Here is a 22,565-nt window from a genome sequence, read left to right as displayed (position 1 = left end):
CGGGTCAGGTTATACCTGACCACTTTTCCCTTATCGATTTCCTTTAGCCCTGTTGTGCGAGACGCAGAGCATCTCGCAGTTAGCGAGCGTCGTCGAGCCACCACTTGACCATGCAGTTACGTGGTCAGCATCCATCTCTGTTATATCGTAAATGCGGTTGGCGTTGTTGTTCGTGCCGGCGGCGCACATCGGACAGTTTGAGATGCCGGCTATTTGCGCGGCTTTGGTTTGTTTGCCATATGCCGCGAGCTTGGTTTTCTCGTCGAAAACGCGTACTTCAAGAAGCTTTGTGTCACTCTCCCCGCCGAGGACGTATTCGTAGATGCCCCGCTTGTTGTAGACATCAACATCGGTCATGAGCTCATCGACCCGAGCCTCAAGTGCCGTCGGATCGAGCTTCACATCTTCGTACTGCTTATAGAGAAGACCCCATTTTACCGATTTCATTTGTGGACGCTTCTTCGGGAAGGCAGTCCCTACCCAGTCGATCACGCTCTTGAAGTAGAGCCAGAGCTCGTTGGCATTGGTGTCGTGCTGGTGGTCGCGCATGTACTCGTCGATCTTACCGCCATTGATCCACTCAACTGCTGTCTGGAGGTACTCCTGCCGGATGGGCGAGCCGGTCATGTAATCCGAGCCGATTGCGTAGGCGGGACATCCATTCCTAGAGAAGTACCTCTTCGCCGCCGACACCCACGGCCCGTGATAGACCGCGTTGCGCAACTCTTGGTCGGTGAGCTTCTCACCGGCGATGTTGATAGTCTTGAACCAGTCAAGCTTCTCCGAGTCGGAACCTTCGCATAGATAGACCATGAGTTCGTAATCAAGAATCTGTTTCTGTTGATCGGACCGCAAGTTGTGGAAGGCGAGCTGGTGGCCGCCGATGGGGATCGAAAAGTCGCCTTCAACGTACTGGCAGATCGAGATAGTGCGTTGCTGACCGTCGATCACCTCAAACGTATCGTCCTCCTGCACGGCCCAGTACATGACGTTGAGAGGGAACTCCCTACGCAGAGTCTCGATAACGGCATTCCGTTGCCTGTCCTTGTAGACAAACTCGCGCTGGAAAGGTGGGCGAATGTCCAGCTTGCCTCCGTAGGCTCTGACACCAAGTTCTTCGTTATCCTCGTACCCGGCAACGAGATCACGAACCATAATTCGTTGGAGATCGATCTTCATAGCCGCTTGTTCCTGATTACGATTCGCTTGTAAAGCGGCTTCCGATTGACAACGGGCCCGTTCCACATAATTACTTTGTTGTTAGTCTCGGTCTCAGTCTTCACTGCCCCGAGTTCCTCGCCATGGCTGCCAGCGTTAAAGCTCCCGACGATCTCGAACTGGTCTGGGTTGTACTTCTCTAGAAAAGTAATTGGCACACCCATCATGCCGTCGTAGTCAGCGGGAATGTCGACAGTCCGCCCGACCTCGATTGCATCGAAGTTGTCGTAGTTTGGATAGTCTTGAGGGTTATAGGACTTGTAGAGGATCAGATCCTCGTGACGCTTCGTGGTGTCCATATTCGTGAACCACTGAACCCCTGATACGCGAATCATTCCTTCCCTACGGTCGAGGTCAGCGGCAGTGTTTTCATAGCTGCTGAGGAAGTGCGCCATGTTGCGCTTAAAGCCGTATCCGAGCCAAAGCTTGTTTTTTTGAATCAGTGGGAAAATTTCGGTATAGGTAATGGCGTTCTGATGGCCGATGATCAGGAATTTTTTGCCGTGCTCGATCAGCTGTGCCACGTACTCGCGAAACAGCGAGAAGGGGGGATTGGTCACAACGATGTCGGACTGCTTGAGTAGTTCTATGCACTCGGCACTACGAAAGTCGCCGTCGCCCTGAAGAGGGTGCACCCCAATTTCGTCGGGATCTGGTACCTGGTTCTTCCTCTTGTCCCCGGTGTACTCGAGGTAAATAGCGCGCTCAGAGTTGTTCTGGCTAAAGAGGTCGCGCTCTTTGGACTTGTAGCACGTGGTGATCAACTTCTTCAGTTCCAGACGCGCGAAGTTGTGACTGAAGAAATGAAAAAAATTGCTGACGCGGGGGTCGTCAGCGTTGCAATACACAGTCTTGTTCTTGAACTGGGCTTTGTAGTGGCGCAACTCTCGCTCAATGTCAGCAAGTTGCGTATAAAACTCATCCTTCTTCGCAGCTCTTGCAGCGCCAAGACTAGTGTTTGTGTTCCCGGCAGTCGTCACATGTGCCTCCCATAGTTTTCCGGTCGTGTCGACAGTTGGGCGCCGCTCTTGAGGCTAATCCTCACCCCGCGGTCTGCTAACGAGCCGGAGCCATTACATGTTTCTTCTGTATTCCCCACCCACGTCATACAACGCATGACTGATCTGCCCCAGCGAATGCGTCTTCACCGCCTCCATCAACGCCGCAAACACATTCTTTCTGTCCCGCGCCGTCTTCTGCAGATAGCCCAACCCATGCCCGTCACGCGGCTCGGTCGCCGCGGCAGCCTCATCCTCCACCACATGCCCGTGCTCAGTCTGCCCGACCGGCGCCAGGACATTACGTGATTGCTGCCAGCCCCGCACGTTCTCGATCTGCTGCCCCTTTTCCCCCTCCGTCGAGCGGATCAGCTCGATCTCCGTCGCCACTTCGCCCGCATGCTCCTTGGGCAGGAAGGTGTTCACCCCCACCAGCGGCAGCGAGCCGTCGTGCTTCTTGTGCTCGTAATACAGCGACTCTTCCTGGATCTTGCCGCGCTGGTACATCGTGTCCATGGCGCCCAGCACGCCGCCGCGCTCGCTGATGGCCTCGAACTCCTTGTAGACGGCTTCTTCCACCAGGTCGGTGAGGTAGTCCACCGCGAAGCTGCCCTGCCAGGGGTTCTCGATGAAGTTGAGGCCCAGCTCCTTGTTGATGATCATCTGGATGGCCACGGCGCGTCGCACGCTTTCTTCGGTCGGCGTGGTGATGGCCTCGTCGTAGGCGTTGGTGTGCAGGCTGTTGCAGTTGTCGAACAGGGCGTACAGCGCCTGCAGCGTGGTGCGGATGTCGTTGAACTGGATCTCCTGCGCGTGCAGGGAGCGGCCGCTGGTCTGGATGTGGTACTTCATCATCTGGGACCGTTCGTTGGCGCCGTAACGCTCGCGCATCGCGCGCGCCCAGATGCGGCGGGCGACGCGGCCGATGACGGTGTACTCCGGGTCCATGCCGTTGGAGAAGAAGAACGACAGGTTGGGCGCGAAGTCGTCGATCTTCATGCCGCGCGCCAGGTAGTACTCGACGATGGTGAAGCCGTTGCTCAGGGTAAAAGCGAGCTGGCTGATCGGGTTCGCCCCGGCCTCGGCGATGTGGTAGCCGGAGATCGAGACCGAGTAGAAGTTGCGCACCGCGTTGTCGACGAAGTACTGCTGGATGTCGCCCATCATGCGCAGGGCGAACTCGGTGCTGAAGATGCAGGTGTTCTGGGCCTGGTCCTCTTTGAGGATGTCGGCCTGCACGGTGCCGCGCACGGTGGCCAGGGTCTCGGCCTTGATGCGGGCGTAGGTGTCGGCGTCCACCAGCTGGTCGCCGGTCATGCCGAGGAAGGCGAGCCCCAGGCCGTCGTTGGTGGGTGGGAGGTCGCCGTGGTAGCTGGGGCGCTCCTGGCCTTCAAAAAACGTCTCGATGGTCTGCTGCGCGTTCGCCCAGCGGGCGTCGTCGGCCTTGAGGTACTTCTCCACCTGCTGGTCGATGGCGCAGTTCATGAACATCGCCAGGATCATCGGCGCCGGGCCATTGATGGTCATCGACACGCTGGTGGTGGGCGCGCACAGGTCGAAGCCCGAATAGAGCTTCTTCATGTCGTCCAGCGTGGGGATGTTGACGCCGGAGTTGCCGATCTTGCCGAAGATGTCGGGGCGCGGAGCCGGGTCTTCGCCGTACAGCGTCACGCTGTCGAAGGCGGTGGACAGGCGCGCGGCGGGCTGGCCGACACTGAGGTAATGGAAGCGGCGGTTGGTGCGCTCGGGCGTGCCTTCGCCGGCGAACATGCGGATGGGGTCTTCGCCGGTGCGGCGATAGGGGTAGACGCCGCCGGTGTAGGGGTAGCTGCCGGGCAGGTTTTCTTTGCCCAGGAAGGTGAGCAGTTCGCCCCAGGATTTGTAGGTGGGGGCGGCGATCTTGGGAATCGGCTGGTGGCTGAGCGACTGGCGGTAGTTCTCGACGCGGATGGTCTTGTTGCGGACCTGGTATTCGGTGGCTTCGTCGGTGATGGATTTCAGGCGCTGGGGCCAGTCGCGCAGGTTGCGCAGGTTCTCGGCGGTGAGGGCCTGGATGGCGTCGTTGTAGCGCTGGCGGAGGGTGAGGAGGGAGCGGTCGACAACGATGCCATTCCGAGGCGAAGCTGAGGAATCTGCGTCGGCGTGGGAAGCGAGATCCCTCGCTGCGCTCGGGATGACACCGGTGGTGGTCGGCAGGCGTTGGGTCCCCGCTTTCGCGGGGACGACGTCTGTCGTGTCGTAGAGGTCGAGCTGCTTGGGCAGCTTGGGGTCTTCGAGTTCCTGCAGGGATTGCCAGAAGGATTGGGCGCGGTTGGCGGCCTCAGCTTGCTTTTCGATGGAGGCGTTGATGGCGCGGCCCTGCTCGGCGATCTCGGCCAGGTAGCGGACGCGGGCGCCGGGGATGAGGATGGTGGCGCGGGGTTCCTTGAGCGTGGTGTCGATCTGCGGGGTGAAATCGCAGCGCGGCGCCGCCGTCGCCGCTGTAGGAGCGGCTTCAGCCGCGATCGGTACCTGGGTGGAGCCGTCTGCCGGTTTCGTGGTCGCGGCTGAAGCCGCTCCTACAGGAGACGCGGGAGAGGCAGGGGCTGCGGGCGGCAGGGAGAGATTCGCGCGCAGCAACCGGCACAGGTTGGCGAACATCCAGCTGATGCCGGGGTCGTTGAACTGGCTGGCGATGGTGGGATAGACCGGCACATCCTCGTCGGCCATCTGGAAGGCGACGCGGTTGCGCTTCCACTGCTTGCGCACGTCGCGCAGGGCGTCTTCGGCGCCGCGCTTGTCGTACTTGTTGAGCACGATCAGCTCGGCGAAGTCGATCATGTCGATCTTCTCCAGCTGGCTCGCCGCGCCGTAGTCGCTGGTCATCACGTACATGGGGAAATCGACCAGGTCGACGATCTCCGAATCGCTCTGGCCGATGCCGGCGGTTTCCACGATCACCAGGTCATAGCCCAGGCCCTTGAGGAAGCCGATGCAGTCCTTGAGCACGGCATTGGTCGCCACGTTCTGGCGGCGGGTGGCCATCGAGCGCATGTAGACGCGATGGCTGCGCAGCGAGTTCATGCGGATGCGGTCGCCCAGCAGCGCGCCGCCGCTGCGGCGGCGGGTGGGGTCGACGCTGATCACCGCCATGCGCATCTTCGGGAAGTGGGCGAGGAAGCGGTTGAGCAGTTCGTCGGTCACGCTGGACTTGCCCGCGCCGCCGGTACCGGTGATGCCGATCACCGGCGTGGTGCCGGCGTGCCCGGCCGCACCCGCGGCCCACTGCTTGCGCAGCATGGCCAGCTCGGCGTCGGAATAGGCCCCGTCCTCGATCGCAGACAGCACGCGGCCAATGGCGATCTCGTCTTCCAGCGCGGGGCGCGTGCTGGCCGGCTGGCGGGCCTGCGCGTCCGCGGCCTCGCGCGCGTTCGACACGCGCGCCACCACGTCCTCGATCATCTCCACCAGGCCCAGCTTCATGCCGTCGTTGGGGTGGTAGATGCGCTCGACGCCGTAGGCCTCCAGCTCGCGGATCTCCTCGGGCGTGATGGTGCCGCCGCCACCGCCGACCACGCGGATGTGGCCGGCGCCGCGCTCGCGCAGCATGTCGACCATGTACTTCATGTATTCCACGTGCCCGCCCTGGTAGCTGGACAGGGCGATGGCGTCGGCGTCCTCCTGCAGCGCGGCGCGCACCACGTCCTCGACGCTGCGGTTGTGGCCTAGGTGAATGACTTCCGCGCCCTGGGCCTGGATCAACCGGCGCATGATGTTGATGGCCGCGTCGTGCCCGTCGAACAGGCTGGCGGCGGTGACGAAGCGCAGCGGGGTGGTGTCGGGCTGGGTTTCGGTGAGCTGGGTGGCTGGCGTGCCCATGGCGCGCTCCGGCATGATTTCAGATGAGACGGATTGTAGCGTGGGGGTGGAAGCCGTCCGGGGAGGCACGCGCCCATCCGGTAATGCCACACTTCCGCCCCACCCGTCCTTCCTACGCCACCAAGCCATTGGATTCCATGAAAAAGCGCATCAAACGCATTCTGGTCTGGGGCCTGTTCTCCCTGACGCTGCTGGTGGGCAGCGGTGTGCTGCTGGCCGATCGGCTGATGCCGCCGGCAACGGGCGCACCGGGCCTGGTGCTGCCGGTGGTGCCGGGGCAGACCGCGCTGGACCAGGAACTCGAGCCGCTGCTGGCGCGCAATCCGGGCAAGACCGCGGCGCTGCTGATCCCCGACGGGCTGGATGCCTTCGCCTCGCGGGCGATCTCGGCGCGCCAGGCCGGGCGCAGCCTGGACCTGCAGTACTACATCTGGCACGACGACCTCACCGGCCACCTGCTGATGTACGAGGCCTGGAAGGCGGCCGAGCGCGGGGTGCGCGTGCGCATGCTGCTCGACGACATCAACACCTCCGGCAAGGATGCGGCGCTGCTGGCGCTGGATTCGCACGACAACATCGAGATCCGCGTCTACAACCCGTTCCGCAACCGCAACGGCGTGGCGCGCGTGATCGAGATGGTGCAACGCATGTTCTCGATCACCTACCGCATGCACAACAAGGCCTGGATTGCCGACAACCAGGTGGCGATCGTGGGCGGGCGCAACATCGGCATCGAGTATTTCGACGCGCACAACCAGACCAACTTCCGCGACCTCGACGTGCTGCTGTTCGGGCCGGCGGTGTCGCAGGCCAGCGCGATCTTCGACGACTTCTGGAACAGCGATGCGGTGGTGCCGATCGCCCAGCTCAACCGCAAGCCTCGGCAGAAGCTCGAGGCTGTGCTGGCGGGCATCAAGGAAGAGGCCAACGGCCGCGTGGCGCGGCGCTACCTGGACCGCGTGGACCTGTCGCCCAACGTGCGCGCCTACCTGGCCGAGGAGCTGAGCCCGCACTGGTCCGACCGCATCCGCGTGCTGTCCGATCCACCGCTGAAGTGGAAGCAGCACCAGCCGGGCGAGTACCTGGCGGCCGAGCTGTTCGAGGTGGTGCGCAATACGCAGCACAAGGCGCTGCTGATCTCGCCCTACTTCGTGCCCGGCAACGAGGGCGTGGTAGCGCTGGCGGCGCTGGTGCGCGAGCGCGACGCACACGTGGGCGTGATCACCAACTCGCTTGCGGCCAACGACGTGATCGCGGTGCACGGCGGCTACGCCAACTACCGCAAGGACCTGCTGCGCACCGGCGTGAAGCTGTACGAGATGCGGCCGCAGGTGAAGGGTTCGGATTCGAGCCTGTTCGGCAGCAGCGGCGCCAGCCTGCATACCAAGGCCTTCGTGGTGGACGACCGCTACGGGTTCATCGGCTCGTTCAACATCGACCCGCGTTCGATCGAGCTCAATACCGAGATGGGCGTGCTGTTCGACGACAAGCCGCTGGCGCTGGCGCTGCGCGAGGAATACCTGCGCCTGTCGGGCGGCGAGAAGAGCTACTGGGTGTACCTGGACGGGGCAGACGACCTGCGCTGGCTCGACCGGGTGGAAGACCCGCCGGTGGTCCTGGACCGTGAGCCGGAATCGGGCCTGTTGACCCGCGTCCTGGCCCGCGTGGTGGGCTGGCTGCCGGTGGAATCGCAGCTTTAGGGCGTGGCGCACACGATGCTGTCATCCCGAGCGCACAGCTGTCATCCCGAGCGCAGCGAGGGATCTCGCCGCAGGCGCCTCCGGAGCCGAGATCCCTCGCTGCGCTCGGGATGACAGCTATTGACGGCCCCCGATCAGGCAAGCGCCACGGATGCAGCCCCCGCCGCCACCCGCCCTCGCCTTCACACCCCTGACGGGCATTTCCCGGGAGACGGGCGTAGAATGCCGCGCCTGTCACGCCTGACCGCCCGCCACGCGGGCCGATCTTCACATCCAGTCAGCCCACTCCCAACCTGATCAAGGGTCCCGCACGCAGCACGCGCGGCGCCCGCGACGGAGTTTTATCCATGATCTTTGAACAGCTTGCGACCTACGGCCATGAGCAGGTCGTGTTCTGCCACAACCCGGACGTCGGCCTGAAGGCGATCATCGCCATCCACAACACCGTGCTCGGCCCCGCGCTGGGCGGCACCCGGATGTGGCCATACGCGACCGAACAGGAAGCGCTGGACGACGTGCTGCGCCTGTCGCGCGGCATGACCTACAAGAACGCGGTGGCCGGCCTCAACCTGGGCGGCGGCAAGGCGGTGATCATCGGTGATCCCTCGAAGGACAAGTCCGAAGCGCTGTTCCGCGCCTTCGGCCAGTTCGTCGACACGCAGGGCGGGCGCTACATCACCGCCGAGGACGTCGGCATCGACGTCAGCGACATGGAATACGTGTATCGCGAAACCCAGTTCGTCACCGGCGTGCACCAGGTGCATGGCGGCTCGGGCGACCCGTCGCCGTTCACCGCCTACGGCGCGCTGCAGGGCCTGATGGCCACGCTGAACCGCAAGTTCGGCGACGAGGAAGTGGGCAAGTACAGCTATGCCGTGCAGGGCCTGGGCCACGTGGGCATGGAATTCGTGAAGCTGCTGAAGGATCGCGGCGCGAAGATCTACGTCACCGACATCAACAAGGCGCGCGTGGAACAGGCGGTGAGCGAACACGGCGCCGAGGCCGTGGGCCCCGACGAGATCTACGACGTCGACGTGGACGTGTACTCGCCCTGCGCACTGGGTGGCACGGTCAACGAGAAGACGCTGCCGCGGCTCAAGGCCAAGGTGATCTGCGGCGCGGCCAACAACCAGCTGGCGAGCAACGCAATCGGCGACGAGGTCACGCGCCGCGGCATCCTGTACGCGCCGGACTACGCGGTGAACGCGGGCGGCGTGATGAACATCTCGCTGGAGATCGACGGCTACAACCGCGAACGCGCGATGCGCATGATGCGCACGATCTACCACAACCTCGGCCGCATCTTCGAGATCGCTGACCGCGACAACATCCCCACCTACCAGGCCGCCGACCGCCTGGCCGAAGAGCGCATCGAGACCATCGGCAAGCTCAAGCTGCCGATGGGTCGCGCCACCCCGCGTTTCCAGGGGCGCGTAAGGGGGAATTGAAGGCTCGGGTTCCCCGCTACTGCCCCTTCCCCCGCCAGCGGGGCTACGTGCCCTCGGGGTAGAAGGCTGGGATGGGGGCGCGCGCCAAAGGCGTGCGTGGAAACAGCGCGACGATCTGCTCGCCCCCACCCCAACCCTCCCCCGCTCCGCGGGGGAGGGAGCCAAAACGACGACGCTGCGCTGTTGCACCTTCCCCCGCAAGCGGGGGAAGGAGCTAAACGCGGCGACGCGTCGACACGCCCGTTGTAGCATGTGAAACCAGTCCCACAAGGAAGCACGGCATGCGCACTTTCCCGCTCGGCGAGGACATCGACACGCTGCGTGAGGCGGTGCGCCGGTTCGCCGAGTCCGAGATCGCGCCGCGGGCCGCGTCGATCGACGAGGACAACGCCTTCCCGCAGGAGCTGTGGCTCAAGCTCGGCGAGCTCGGCCTGCTCGGGATGACGGTTCCCGTCGAGCTGGGCGGCAGCGGGATGGGCTATCTGGCCCACCTGGTGGCAATGGAGGAGGTTTCGCGCGCCTCCGGTTCGGTGGGCCTGAGCTACGGTGCGCACTCCAACCTGTGCGTGTCCAACCTCCATACCAACGGCAACCAGGCGCAGCGCGAGAAGTATCTGCCCAAGCTGTGCACCGGCGAGTGGAAGGGCGCGCTGGCGATGAGCGAGCCGGGCGCAGGTTCGGACGTGGTCGGCTCGATGTCCTGCCGCGCCGAACTCAAGGGCGACACCTGGATCGCCAACGGCAACAAGATGTGGATCACCAACGGCCCCGAGGCCGACGTGCTGGTGGTCTACATGCGCACCGCCAGCCGCGAGCTCGGCAGCAAGTGCATGACCGCCTTCATCGTCGAGAAGGGCATGAAGGGGTTTTCCACCGCGCAGAAGCTCGACAAGCTCGGCATGCGCGGCTCCAACACCTGTGAGCTGGTGTTCGAGAACTGCGAGATCCCCAACGAGAACGTGCTGGGCGAGGTCAACAACGGCGTCAAGGTGCTGATGAGCGGGCTCAACACCGAACGCCTGGTGCTGACCGGCGGGCCGCTGGGCCTGATGCAGTCCGCACTCGACATCGCCCTGCCCTACACGCGCGAACGGCGCCAGTTCGGCCAGGCGATCGGCACCTTCGGGATCATGCAGGCCAAGATCGCCGACATGTACACCTCGCTGCAGTCTTCGCGCGCATTCGCCTACCAGGTGGCGCGGGATTACGACGCCGGCCACCGCTCGCGCATCGACGCAGCCAGCTGCCTGCTGCATGCCAGCGAAGCCGCGGTGCAGGTGGCGCTGGAGGCGATCCAGGCGCTGGGCGGCAACGGCTACATCAACGAGTACGCAACCGGGCGCATCCTGCGCGACGCCAAGCTCTATGCGATCGGCGCGGGCACCAACGAGATCCGCCGGATGCTGATCGGGCGCGAGCTGGTGGCGGGAAACCACTGACGCGGAGTCCTGTCATCTCGACCGCAGGGAGAGATCTGCTTCGCCGTGCAGAGATTTCTCCCTTCGGTCGAAATGACAGGTGGCCGCCGTCAGAACCCCAGTACGTAGCGCACCGATCCCATCCGCTCATTCCCGCGCGGGCCAAAGCGCTGGTCGCAGGCGAGCGACAGCTGCGCGTTGTGGCCCAGCCATGTGTCGATTCCAACGCCGAGCAGCCCGCCGGACTTCGCCGCGCCGGCTAGCGGCAGCGGTGACCAGCTGTCGATGCCGGTGAAGCTGGCCTGCATGTCGAAGCCACTGGCCTGCAGGGTCTGCTGCCACTCCGACCAGGCGTGCAGCCGCACGCCATGCCAGTCGCGGCTGGCGCGCAGGCCGGTGGTGACCTGGGTGCGCGTCAGGGTGGCGGCGTTGGCGCGCAGGCCAAACCCGCTGCCCCATTCCTCGAAACCGTCGCTGTGCAGGCGCACGTGGTCCACGCCCAACCAGGGCGTGAGCTGCCATTCGCCCAGCTGGAGGCGGCGCCCCGCCTCGGTGCCGAGGCTGGTGTAACTGCCCGCGTACGCGCTGGACACGCCCGTGCGCGCGTCGGCACCGGCGAACAACCAGCGCTCGATGTCACGGTCGTAGCGGCCGGTCGTCAACTGGCCGGTGGCATAGGCATCCGCAGACAGGCGGCCGAGATAGACGCTGGCCTGCGTCTGCCGGTCGCGGCTGCGGTCGCGGTTGCCGCCGACCCAGCCGTCGGCGCGCGTTTCGCCAAAGGCGAAACCGGTGACCAGGCCGTTGGCCAGCACCTGGTCGCTGCCCATCAGCCAGCCATCGAGCTGGAAGCCGCCGCCGGCGATGCCGGTTCCCGCACCGTTTGTACCCAGCGACTGCTTCCATGCGCCCGCCTGCCGCCCACCGGGCTGCAGCTGTCCCACACGCCAGGACAGCGCACGCCGCCCCATGTCGATCGCATCGAAGGTGAGCGTGGTGGCCAGCGCGTGCGACTCGCCGGACAGGCTGTCGAACGCGGCCTTGGCCTGCCCCTCGTCGCCGATGGCCTGGAACTCGCCGGCCAGGCGCAGGAGGTCGTCGTCCACGGTGCCGGCGGGGTCCTCGGTCACGCGGTCGATGCCGGCGAACGCGTTCTCCACGCGCTGCGCGGCCGACAATCCCGCGGCGCGCATGCCGGCCATCGCCTTGGCCGCAGCGACGACGTCGGCACGCTCGATGTCCAGCCAGGCGGCGAAGTCGTCGTAGCCAAGCGTCGCCTCCAGGAACAGGGAATCGGCCCAGGTCATCGTGTCGAAGCGGCCGTCCAGCCCAAGCGTGGTCGAGACCACCGGTTCGCGGTCGCTTGTCGTGTAGCCCTCCTGCACGCCGCGAACGTGCAGCGTTCCGTCGAGCGAGGCCGTCAGCGGGGACAGGAACTGGCCGATGTCCAGTGCAAGCACGGCGCCGTCGGCCTGGCTGTAGTGGCCGCCGACATCAGACCCAGTGAGTCCGGCGCCTGCGCCTTCGCGTTCGAGCAGTTCCACCCTGCCGCTGTTGCGCAGGTCACCGTCGACCGCGATGCCGATGCCGAAGCTCGCGTTGCGTTCCACCGCCACGTCGCCGGACACATAGAAATGGGCATGCAGCGCGCCTTCTTCCACGCGGATACCGCCGGCATTTCCGGCCGAGGCGTCCAGCACGAGGGTGCCGTTGCCGCGCTTGACCAGTGCGCCCTGGCCTTCCAGCGCATTGCCCCAACGCGAGCTGATGCCGTCGAAGTCGACCATGAGGTCGCCCCAGTCCAGGCGCGCCGGTCCAGCCACCGCGCGCGCGATGTCGACCCGCCCGTAGCCGAACACCGCGTCCACGCCCGGATCACCGATATCCGTGGCAGTGCCCAGCAGCGTCTGCCGCACCAGGTCGTTGTCGAAGTACGGAAACGCCTCCCACACCAGCGCCGCCGCGCCGGAGACGATGGGCGCCGCGAACGACGTGCCGGACCCCTGGTAGTACTCCGGCGCGTCGGGCGCATCATCGGTGCCGGTGAAGACGACCGTGCCCGGCGCAACCAGACAGTAGTGCATCGCCACGCCACAGGCGTTGGAATAGACCGCCAGCCGCGCCGGATCTGCAGCATCGAGCGCGGCCACGGCCAACCAGCCGCGCTCGAGGTCGGCCGCGGGCCTGCTGCCGCCGGTGCCGGCCTGGCTCGGCAGGGCGGCGGTATCGGAGGGGTCGGCGAAGCCGGCGTTGCCGGTCGAGAACACCACGAGGCCACCGTGGTCGACGATGAAGGGCCGATACTCGGCCGCGATCGGGGCCGTCGCGGCGGCATTGGTCCAGTACAGGCCGCCCCAGGAGTTGTTCATGACGCGCACGCCGTGGCGCATCAGGTCGGCGTGGATCGGCGCCAGCCCGAGCGCGCCGTCGACCTCGTTGCCCTGCCCCGTACCGTCGTCCTCCGGCGGCTTGTCGTTGATGATGCGTGCCGACACGATCTGCGCACCGGGCGCGATGCCGCCGGGCCAGCGCCCGAACGGCATGCCGGCCGCGATCTGGGCGACCGCGGTGCCGTGGCCGACCACGTCATCGAGCCGCAGGTTGTTGCTGGCCGGATCGATGTAATTGAGGTTGACCACGACGCGGTCCTCGCGCATCGCCGGATGGTTGCGGTTGACACCGCTATCGACGATGCCGATGCGCACGCCGGCGCCGGTCAGGCCGGCGGCGTGCGCCGACGCGGCGCCCGTCCAGGCTAGATGGTGGCTGTAGGCCGGATCGGGTTCCAGCACGACCGGTGGCGTATCCGGCGGCGTGACCGGCGGTGGAGCCAGCGGCGGCGGGTTCGGACGGGTACCGCCACCGCCACCGCCGCAGGCCGCCAGCAGGCAGGCCGATACCACGGCCGCGGCCAGCAACGACGTCTTCCCCTTTGCCCGGTCCTGCATCGCTGCCACCCCTGATCGCGCCCTGCGTCGAGCGCCCCACGCCTCTATAGCGCCATTCCGGGTGCTGAGCCAGCGAACCAGGGGTCCGTTTGCCGGGCCGCTCCGGCGGGAGCGATAATCGATGTCTCCCCACGCGGTCCCGGAGTTTTCCATGAGCGACGTCGTCATCGTCGGTGCCAAGCGCACCGCCATCGGTTCCATGCTCGGCCAGTTCACCGGCGTGCCGACGCCGACCCTGGGCGCCACCGCCATCCGCGGCGCGATCGAGCAGGCAGGCATCAAGGGCGAGGATGTGTCCGAGGTGATCATGGGCTGCGTGCTGCCGGCCAACCTCGGCCAGGCACCTGCACGCCAGGCCGCGCTGGCGGCAGGCCTGCCCAGCAGCGTCGGCTGCACCACCATCAACAAGGTCTGCGGCTCGGGCATGAAGGCGGTGATGCTCGGCCACGACCTGATCAAGGCGGGTTCGGCCAGCGTGGTCGTCGCCGGCGGCATGGAGTCGATGACCAATGCGCCGCACATGGTGTCGGCGCGCCCGGGCCTGCGCTACGGCGAGGCCAAGCTGGTCGACCACCTGGCCTGGGACGGATTGACCAACCCCTACGACGGCCAGTCGATGGGCGTGTTCGCCGAGGCGACCGCCGACAAGTACGGGTTCACCCGCGAGGAGCAGGACGCGTTCACCATCGAGTCGGTCACGCGCGCACAGGGTGCGATCGCATCGGGAGCGTTCAAGGACGAGATCGTCCCGGTCAAGGTGTCCACCCGCAAGGGCGAGGTCGAGTTCGACACCGACGAGCAGCCGGGCAAGTCGGACGTGTCCAAGATCCCTGGTTTGCGCGCTGCGTTTCGCAAGGACGGCACGGTGACTGCCGCGAGTTCGTCGAGCATCTCCGATGGTGCGGCGGCAACGGTGCTGACCAGCGCCGAAAATGCGGCAAAGCTCGGGCTGGAACCGATTGCACGCATCGTCGGCCATTCCACCTTCTCGCAGGAGCCCGAGTGGTTCACCACGGCCCCCGTGAGCGCGATCCGCAACCTGCTCGACAAGGTGGGCTGGTCGGTGGACCAGGTGGACCTGTTCGAGGTCAATGAAGCCTTCTCGGTGGTGGCGATGGCGCCAATCCGTGAGCTGGGCATCGCGCACGACAAGCTCAACGTCAACGGCGGCGCGACCGCCCTGGGCCATCCCATCGGCGCCAGCGGTGCCCGCCTGCTGGTGACCCTGCTCTACGCGCTGCGCGCACGAGGCGGCAAGCGCGGCATCGCCACCCTGTGCATCGGCGGCGGCGAGGCGACGGCGATCGCGGTCGAGCTGGTCTGAGCCGGTGAACGCTTAACGTCGCCTTGACAAATTTCCACGCGATCCCGCTTGACAGCGGTCACGGGCTTGTCATCATTGTTATGGCGCGCAACCTTGCGCGTTTGCCAAACTTCAGACGAGGAAGACGGATATGACCATCAACAAGGCTCTGCTTGCGCTGGCTCTGGGCTTCGCCCTGGCTGCGTGCAGCAACCAGCAGCAGGCCGAGAACGCCGCTGCCGACGCGGCTGACGCCGCTGCCGACGCCGCAACCGCTGCCGTCGAGGCCGACGGCACTGCGTCCGCCGACACCGCCCAGGCTGCCGCCGACGACGCAGCTTCCGCTGCCGACGCTGCTGCCGACGCTGCTGCCGACGCCGCTGCCGCCACGACCTCGGAGGCTGCTGACGCGGCTGCCGATACGGCCGAGGCTGCGGAAGACGTTGCCAAGGACGCCGAGGACGCTGCCCAGGAAGCGACCCCGTAAGTCCGACGCCGCAAGGTAGTCAAGGAAGCCGCCGGCCCGTCCGGCGGCTTTTCTTTTTTTAACATCCCGTTTTGCACAATTGCGCTGCGGCCTGTGGGGAGCCCCGGGCCGGACGACATCCCACCACCCAGATTCCGGAGATCACCCTTGAACACGAAGCTCATCGCCATTGCCGCCGCCAGCATGCTGGCCCTCGCCGCCTGCGGGAACACCGCCGACGGTGCCAAGGAAGACGCGGCCGCCAACGCCGCCGCCGCCGAGCAGGCTGCCGCTGACGCCGCCGCCGCCACCGAGCGCGCCGCCGACAACGTCGCCGCCGCTTCGGAAGAGGCCTATGCCGACGCCGCTGCCGCGACCGAAGCAGCCGCCGACAACGCCGAGGCCGCTGCCGACGACGCCGCTGCCGCCACCCGCGAAGCCGCCGACGACGCCGCTGCCGCCACCCGCGAAGCCGCCGCCGACACCGCCGGTGCGGTGAAGGACGCCGCCGCCAACGCCGAAGAAGCCGCGCGCAACTGATCCACGCTGCATGATCGACCGGGAGGCCCGCCACGTGCGGGCCTTTCCTTTTGCGGCATCGGCCAGGCGGGCGCACCGCCGCGCACGCTCACGTATCCTTCGGCGCATCCCATTGCAGATGCGCACCATGCCCGCACTGACCTCGCAGCTCGATCCACGCTCGCCGGAATTCCTGGACAACGTCGCCTACCACCGCGCCCTGGTCGAGGAGCTGGAGCGTCGTCTTGCGCGGGCGGCCGATGGTGGAGGTGAACAGGCGCGCACGCGCCATACCGGGCGCGGCAAGCTGCTCGCCCGCGACCGGATCACTGCCCTGCTCGATCCTGGCTCGCCCTTCCTCGAGATCGCGCCGCTGGCCGCCGAGGACATGTACGAAGGTGCCGCGCCCGCGGCCGGCATGGTCTGCGGCATCGGCCGGGTGATGGGCCAGGAGGTCGTGGTCGTGGCCAACGACGCCACGGTCAAGGGCGGCACCTACTTCCCGATGACGGTCAAGAAGCACCTGCGCGCGCAGGAAGTCGCGCGCGAGAACCGGCTGCCCTGCATCTACCTGGTCGACTCCGGCGGCGCCTTCCTGCCGCTGCAGGACGAGGTGTTTCCCGATCGCGAACACTTCGGCCGGATCTTCTACAACCAGGCCCGGCTGAGCGCGGACAACATCCCGCAGATCGCCGTGGTGATGGGCAGTTGCACCGCCGGCGGCGCCTATGTGCCGGCCATGTGCGACGAGTCGGTGATCGTCAAGGAACAGGGCACGATCTTCCTGGGCGGGCCGCCGCTGGTGAAGGCCGCCACCGGAGAGGTGGTGGACGCCGAGTCGCTTGGCGGCGCCGACGTGCACACCAGCGTCTCCGGCGTGGCCGACCACTTCGCCGAGGATGACCGGCACGCGCTGGAGATCGCGCGCGGCATCGTTGGGCATCTCAACCGCCGCAAGCAGCTGCCGGTGGCGGTCCGCGAGGTGCGCGACCCGCTGCATCCGGCCGAGGAGCTGTACGGCATCGTGCCGAAGGACACGCGGCGTCCCTTCGACATCCGCGAGGTGATCGCGCGCATCACCGACGGCAGCGTGCTCGACGAGTTCAAGGCGCGCTACGGCAAGACCCTGGTGACCGGCTTCGCGCACCTGCACGGCTACCCGGTCGGCATCATCGCCAACAACGGCATCCTGTTTGGCGAGAGCGCGCTCAAGGGCGCGCACTTCATCGAGCTGTGCAACCAGCGCGGCATCCCGCTGGTGTTCCTGCAGAACATCACCGGCTTCATGGTCGGCCGCAAGTACGAGAACGCGGGCATTGCAAAGGACGGGGCGAAGATGGTCACCGCGGTGGCCTGTTCGAGCGTGCCGAAGTTCACCGTGGTCATCGGCGGCAGCTTTGGCGCCGGCAACTACGCGATGTGCGGCCGTGCCTACGGCGCGCGCTTCCTGTGGATGTGGCCCAACGCGCGCATCAGCGTGATGGGCGGCGAACAGGCGGCGAGCGTGCTGGCGACGGTGCGGCGCGACGGCGTTGAGGGGCGCGGCGGGCAATGGTCCGCGGAAGAAGAGGAGGCGTTCAAGACGCCGATCCGCGAGCAGTACGAAAGCCAGGGCAGCCCGTGGTACGCGACGGCGCGGCTGTGGGACGACGGCATCATCGATCCGGCCGATACCCGGCGCGTGCTGGGGCTGGGGATTTCCGCGTCGCTCAATGCGCCGATCGAACCGGCGAAGTTCGGCGTGTTCCGGATGTAGTGATGCTGGGCGCAGTTGGCGGGGCGGCATCCGGATCAACGTGGTCTGCTACCTTCGTCGCCCCGACCAGCACCGCCCTGCCCTTCATGCCCAAGCTGCTGCGCCAAGTCCTCCACGCCTCCGCCCTGGTCCTGTTGGCATCGCTGCTGACGGCCTGCGCCGCGACCTCGACCGGCACCGTCGGCGGGGATCGCTTCGCCAATGCCGCACCCGAAGCCGATGCCGGCGCTGCCGTCACCGGCCAGTATCCGAACCTCTTCGCCGAAGCCGGCTACAGCCAGGCCGACATCGAAGCGAAGATCCAGGCGAGCTTCGCGCAGCTCTTCCACGGTGATCCGGAAGACCAGGCCATCTACTACGACGCCGGCAGCAACGCCGATGGCCCGCTGGCCTACATCCTCGACGTCAACAGCGACGATGTGCGTTCGGAAGGCATGTCGTACGGGATGATGATCGCGGTGCAGCTTGACCGGAAGCGCGAGTTCGACGCGATCTGGAACTGGGCGATGCGCCACATGTACCACGCCGATCCCGCGCATCCGGCGCATGGCTACTTCGCGTGGTCGGTGCGGACCGACGGCACCGCGATCGACGAGATGCCCGCGCCCGACGGCGAGGAGTACTTCATCACCGCGCTGTACTTTGCTTCGGCGCGCTGGGGCGACGGCGACGGCATCCATGCCTATCGCGCGCAGGCCGACCGCCTGCTTGCCGACGTGCTGCATCGCGAGTCGATCACCGGCCCGACCAATCGCGGCCCCATGACCGCGGTCAACCTGTTCGACCGCGACGCGAAGATGGTGCGCTTCACCCCGGACGTGGTGAACGCCGCGCACACCGACGCGTCCTACCACCTCCCCGCCTTCTACGAGGTCTGGGCGCAGCTTGGCCCCGAGGCAGATCGCGAGTTCTGGCGCGAGGCTGCACAGGTCAGCCGCGACTACTTCGCCGCCGCAGCGCATCCGCAGACCGCGCTCACCCCCGACTACGGCAACTTCGACGGCAGCCCCTGGGCGGCCTCGTGGCGGCCCGAATCGGTGGACTTCCGCTACGACGCCTGGCGCAGCGCGATGAACTGGTCGATGGACTGGTCGTGGTGGCGCGCCGATCCGCGCCAGGTGGAGCTGTCCAACCGGTTGCAGGCGTTCTTCCACGGCCAGGGCCTGGACGATTACGTGAGCCTCTACACCCTGGACGGCCAGCCGCTGGGCGGTGGCCAGACCACGGGGCTGGTGGCGATGAACGCGGTCGCCAGCCTGGCGGCCGACCATCCGCGCAGGCTCGAATTCGTGCGCGCCCTGTGGGAGCGGCCGGTGCCCACCGGTCAGTTCCGCTACTACGACGGGGTACTCCAGATGATGGCGCTGCTGCATCTGGGCGGGCAGTACCAGGTCTGGCTGCCGGAGGCTGCCGCCCGGTAACGGCGCAGCTCAAAAAAGTGCGGCAAGTGCTTGCCGCGACACGGATTCGGTGAGCGGCGTCACAGAGTGAAGGCCATGTCAACGTGCTAGCCTCCAAGGCCCCCATCGCCGTCCGGGCGCGCCAGCCCGGACGGTCCCTGCCCAGCCCGAGGAATCCCGCGACATGGCCATTTTCCCCTCCCAGAACAACGCCAACGCACGCAAGGACATCCCGTCCTTCGCGCCCGATGCGCCGCCGGCCACACCGCCACGGGAAGCTCCTGGGGTCGCCGACTTCAGCCCCACCCAGGTCGGGCCGCCCCGTGCGAACGTACCGGCAACCGCGCCCGAGCCGGTCGCGAAGGAATCGCTGATCGCCGCCGACCTGACCATCGAAGGCAAGATCGAAGGCAGCGGCCATATCCGCATCGCCGGCCGCTTCAAGGGTGACGTCAACGTGCAGGGCAACCTGCGCATCGAAAACGGCGCCAAGCTCAATGGCGCGGTCAAGGCCAAGCAGGTGGTCGTGGCCGGTGAGCTGGACGGCAACATCGATTCGGCCTCCAAGGTCGATCTGCTCGATTCAGCCGTGCTGACCGGCGACATCAAGGCCGGCTCGCTGACCGTCGCGGCCGGCTCCAGGATCCGCGGCCACGTCGAATGCGGCTGGGACGCCACCGAATCCGCAGCGGCGCCGCGCAAGGACAAGGCGAAGGGCGAGGCGGAGACGCGCGAACTGGCCAGCTGAGCCGATGGCCGCGCCGAAGCCGGGTACGGCAGGTGCCACGCGCACCTGCCCGCACTGCAAGACCACGATCCTCGAAAGCGCGACCATCTGCCCGTCGTGCAAGCACTACCTGCGTTTCGATACGCCGCGCACCGGTCCGGGCGCGGTGCTGGCCAGCACCACCGCCCTGCAGGTCGAGGGCATGATCCGGCACCCGGCCGAAGGCGGCGCCTGGGAATATTCGGTGCTGCTGACCGTGCGCGACGACGAGGGCAACGAGCTTGCCCGCCATGTCGTCGGTGTTGGTGCGATGCACGCCGGGGAGGAGCGCACCTTCAACCTGTCGGTGGAAGTCACCCCGACCAGCGACATGCGCAAGGCGGCCAAGCGGGGACTGAGGCACTGATCTGCCGGCGTGCGGGGCGCGCCGGCTGACTTTATCTTTCGGATGTCATCATCTTTCGGATGTCATCCCGAGCGCAGCGAGGGATCCTGTTTTCCGTCGCGGTAGCCGACCCTGGAGATCTCTCACTGCGTTCGAGATGACAGGGTCCGGCGTGTCGCGGATATCACTACGCGCGCCGTGCCTGTTTGACCCGCCAGGCGGCAGCCAGCCCGAACGGGCGAGCCGACCTATCCATCCGGTGTCATCTTGAGCTCACCGTCATCCCCGCGAAGCGCTTTACAACAGCCGAAGGCTGGTCAAGCGGGGATCCATTGTCTTTCTGGATCGGGCGGCATTCACCGTTCGGGTTGCCGCCGCAGGCGCGGATGCCTCGGCTCAGGCCGGTGACACCTGCCGCGCCGCGCGGTTCGACAGCATGAAGCCGACCACCAGCACCAGCGCCACGAGCAGCTGCGCGCCAATGCCCTCCATCGTCGGATACAGGCCCAGCAGTTCGATCCGCGGCCAGCCTTCGAGCCAGGTGACCGGCAGGTAGCCTGCTTCCTGCAGCGCCGAGACCGCCTTGCCGATCAGCACCACCGCCAGGACTGCGATCAGCAGCGAGCTGTAGCGGAAGAACTGACCGATCGGCAGACGCTGGCTGTAGCGCATCAACGCCCAGCCGATCGCGACCAGCGCCAGCGCCGCGGTAGCGCCGCCGGCGAGCACGGCCCCCTGGCTGCCCTGGTTCCAGATCGCGGCAAAGAACAGGATGGTCTCGAACACCTCGCGATAGACCACCACGAACACCAGGCCCAGCAGGAACACGCCCGAAGACCTGCCCAGCGCGTGCCCAAGCTTGTCGCGCACATAGCGCTGCCAGGCGTCGGCGTGGCTCTTGCCGTGCATCCACAGCCCGACCCAGACCAGCACCACCGCCGCCAGCAGTGACCCAAAGCCTTCGGACAGCTCACGGCTGGCCCCGCTGATGGTGATGACCCAGGTCGCCAGCGCCCAGGTGACCACGCCGGCCGCAAGCGCGGACAGCCAGCCGCCGTGGACCCAGGGCAACATCTCCTGACGGTTGGCCTTGCGCAGCAGCGCGATCATCGCGATCACGATCAGCAGCGCCTCCAGGCCCTCGCGCAGCAGGATGGTGAAGGCGGCGACGAAGCTGGCGGTGGCGGACGTGTCGTCCCGCGCGAGGACCTGCTCGGCCTCGGCAAACAGTCCATCAAGCGCTTCGACCTGGCCCTGCAGCGTATCGGCGTCGACGCGGGCGGCGAGGTTGGAGCGCAACCGCGCCATCGCCGCCTCGATCTTCACCATCAGGGGTTTGTCGCGCGCCGCGAGCAGCGGCTCGACGGGCTCGAAGCCATCCAGGTACGCCGACAGCGCCAGGTCCTGCGCTCGCTTGGGGTCGCCGCCCCGGTAGGCGGCCATCGCGTCCCTGAGCAGCCCGCGCGAAACGGCCAGCGCCGAGCTTGGATCCTGCACCTGCGACTGCGACGCCTCGGGGTGCCGGCGCAGGTAGGCCACGATCGCCGCGGCGTCGTCCGGCGAGCCCAGCTCCTGCGCCAGGTCCGCCGGCGTGGCGCTGACGTAGCGCTCCAGGTCGAGCTTGGCCCGCAACGCCGGGTCGCGCTCCAGCAGCATGCGACCGGCCTCGGCGAGCGCTTCGGGATAGGCGATCGCACCGCTGTAGGTCGCCAGCGCCCACAGGTCTTCGGGCGGCAGGCCGCGGTAGCTGATCATCGAAGTGCCTTCCAGACCCTGCTCGATCACCTGGTAGAGCGCGAACACGCTGCGCTCGTCGGCGCGCGCGCGGTCGCTGAAGTCGATCGGCGGCGGATCCAGGCCGACGCTGGCCGGCCCGTCGCCGGCACCGGTCGCGCCATGGCAGCTGGCGCACAGCTGCGCGTACAGCGCTTCGCCGCGCGCATGCTGCGGGGCGCTGGCCGGCATCAGCGGGATCGGGTGCGCCTGCACCAGCGCCGCCGCAAGTCCACGCGCCTGCGCCGCGATGCGGTCGGGCTCGGCCTTGTCGACGATGGCCTGCTGCAGCGCGCCGGCCTCACGCTTGAGCTGCGCGGACCCGGGCGCCTGCGGCAGCGCATCGATCGCGGCCGCCGCGGTGGCCGAGAACTCCAGCATCTCGTCGTACTCGAGCTGGTTGACCACCTCGCCACCAGCCACGGCTTCGCGATAGTCGACGGCGATGTAGTCGAGCAGGCGCCAGGTGGTGGCGACGGACGCCTCGGCGGCGAAGGCGAAGGCGCAGGTGCAGGTGCAGATCAGGGCGACGCTGAGCAGCAGCGTTGCCAGCAGGCGGCGTGGGAGCATGGGATGCAATGAGAATGGGACTCATCCATTTTAGGGCAACGCTGAAGCACTGTCATTTCGAGCGTAGCGAGAGATCTA

At 66.6% G+C, this 22,565-nt stretch carries 15 protein-coding genes; 10 read left to right on the top strand and 5 right to left on the bottom strand.

Annotated features, from left to right (window positions below):
• Positions 1-30 precede the first annotated feature (30 nt).
• The 3 genes from ACW5EG_RS07270 to ACW5EG_RS07260 all read right to left on the bottom strand — a co-directional run bounded on the left by ACW5EG_RS07270 (position 31) and on the right by ACW5EG_RS07260 (position 6,074).
• The gene (locus ACW5EG_RS07270) at positions 31-1,179 is read right to left on the bottom strand and encodes an HNH endonuclease family protein (protein WP_457021153.1); all 1,149 of its coding nucleotides are present in this window, start codon (positions 1,177-1,179) and stop codon (positions 31-33) included.
• On the bottom strand, positions 1,176-2,198 hold the full coding sequence (locus tag ACW5EG_RS07265) for an adenine-specific methyltransferase EcoRI family protein (protein WP_457021152.1): 1,023 nt from the start codon (positions 2,196-2,198) through the stop codon (positions 1,176-1,178). The genes ACW5EG_RS07270 and ACW5EG_RS07265 overlap by 4 nt, the downstream gene beginning before the upstream one ends.
• Positions 2,199-2,291: 93 nt before the next feature.
• Positions 2,292-6,074: a methylmalonyl-CoA mutase family protein gene (locus tag ACW5EG_RS07260; RefSeq protein WP_457021151.1), complete on the bottom strand. Its 3,783-nt coding sequence runs from the start codon at positions 6,072-6,074 to the stop codon at positions 2,292-2,294.
• A gap of 137 nt (positions 6,075-6,211) precedes the next feature.
• On the opposite strand from ACW5EG_RS07260, the gene ACW5EG_RS07255 reads away from it, so the two are divergent.
• The 3 genes from ACW5EG_RS07255 (at position 6,212) to ACW5EG_RS07245 (ending at position 10,661) form a co-directional block, all read left to right on the top strand.
• The gene (locus tag ACW5EG_RS07255) at positions 6,212-7,774 is read left to right on the top strand and encodes a phospholipase D family protein (RefSeq protein WP_457021150.1); all 1,563 of its coding nucleotides are present in this window, start codon (positions 6,212-6,214) and stop codon (positions 7,772-7,774) included.
• Between the two features lie 347 nt (positions 7,775-8,121).
• The gene (locus ACW5EG_RS07250; RefSeq protein WP_457018111.1) at positions 8,122-9,222 is read left to right on the top strand and encodes a Glu/Leu/Phe/Val dehydrogenase dimerization domain-containing protein; all 1,101 of its coding nucleotides are present in this window, start codon (positions 8,122-8,124) and stop codon (positions 9,220-9,222) included.
• A 281-nt stretch (positions 9,223-9,503) separates the two neighbouring features.
• Positions 9,504-10,661, top strand: coding sequence for an acyl-CoA dehydrogenase family protein (locus tag ACW5EG_RS07245; RefSeq protein ID WP_457021149.1), 1,158 nt, complete (start codon positions 9,504-9,506; stop codon positions 10,659-10,661).
• A gap of 89 nt (positions 10,662-10,750) precedes the next feature.
• Here the strand turns inward: ACW5EG_RS07245 and ACW5EG_RS07240 are convergent, their stop codons facing one another.
• Entirely contained in the window at positions 10,751-13,588 is a 2,838-nt protein-coding gene (locus tag ACW5EG_RS07240) for a S8 family serine peptidase (protein ID WP_457021148.1), read from the bottom strand.
• A gap of 151 nt (positions 13,589-13,739) precedes the next feature.
• Between ACW5EG_RS07240 and ACW5EG_RS07235 the strand changes: the two genes are divergently transcribed.
• From ACW5EG_RS07235 to ACW5EG_RS07205, 7 genes are all read left to right on the top strand, one after another.
• Complete coding sequence (locus ACW5EG_RS07235) at positions 13,740-14,912, top strand: thiolase family protein (protein ID WP_457021147.1); 1,173 nt, start codon at positions 13,740-13,742, stop codon at positions 14,910-14,912.
• A 130-nt stretch (positions 14,913-15,042) separates the two neighbouring features.
• On the top strand, positions 15,043-15,378 hold the full coding sequence (locus ACW5EG_RS07230) for a hypothetical protein (protein WP_457018107.1): 336 nt from the start codon (positions 15,043-15,045) through the stop codon (positions 15,376-15,378).
• Between the two features lie 147 nt (positions 15,379-15,525).
• Positions 15,526-15,897, top strand: a complete 372-nt coding sequence (locus tag ACW5EG_RS07225) for a hypothetical protein (RefSeq protein ID WP_457021146.1) — start codon at positions 15,526-15,528, stop codon at positions 15,895-15,897.
• Between the two features lie 127 nt (positions 15,898-16,024).
• Complete coding sequence (locus tag ACW5EG_RS07220) at positions 16,025-17,632, top strand: carboxyl transferase domain-containing protein (protein WP_457018105.1); 1,608 nt, start codon at positions 16,025-16,027, stop codon at positions 17,630-17,632.
• A gap of 86 nt (positions 17,633-17,718) precedes the next feature.
• On the top strand, positions 17,719-19,053 hold the full coding sequence (locus ACW5EG_RS07215) for a glycosyl hydrolase family 8 (RefSeq protein ID WP_457021145.1): 1,335 nt from the start codon (positions 17,719-17,721) through the stop codon (positions 19,051-19,053).
• A 163-nt stretch (positions 19,054-19,216) separates the two neighbouring features.
• The gene (locus tag ACW5EG_RS07210) at positions 19,217-19,780 is read left to right on the top strand and encodes a bactofilin family protein (protein ID WP_457021144.1); all 564 of its coding nucleotides are present in this window, start codon (positions 19,217-19,219) and stop codon (positions 19,778-19,780) included.
• 4 nt (positions 19,781-19,784) lie between these two features.
• Complete coding sequence (locus ACW5EG_RS07205) at positions 19,785-20,165, top strand: hypothetical protein (protein ID WP_457021143.1); 381 nt, start codon at positions 19,785-19,787, stop codon at positions 20,163-20,165.
• Positions 20,166-20,540: 375 nt separating this feature from the next.
• On the opposite strand, the gene ACW5EG_RS07200 is transcribed toward ACW5EG_RS07205, so the two are convergent.
• A complete protein-coding gene (locus ACW5EG_RS07200; RefSeq protein ID WP_457021142.1) occupies positions 20,541-22,487 on the bottom strand; it encodes an FTR1 family protein in 1,947 nt (648 codons plus the stop codon).
• Positions 22,488-22,565 lie beyond the last annotated feature (78 nt).

The sequence above is a fragment of the Luteimonas sp. A611 genome (genome assembly GCF_054072715.1).
The sequence above is the reverse complement of the archived record's forward strand: the minus strand, read 5'-3'. Positions and strand labels throughout refer to the sequence as shown.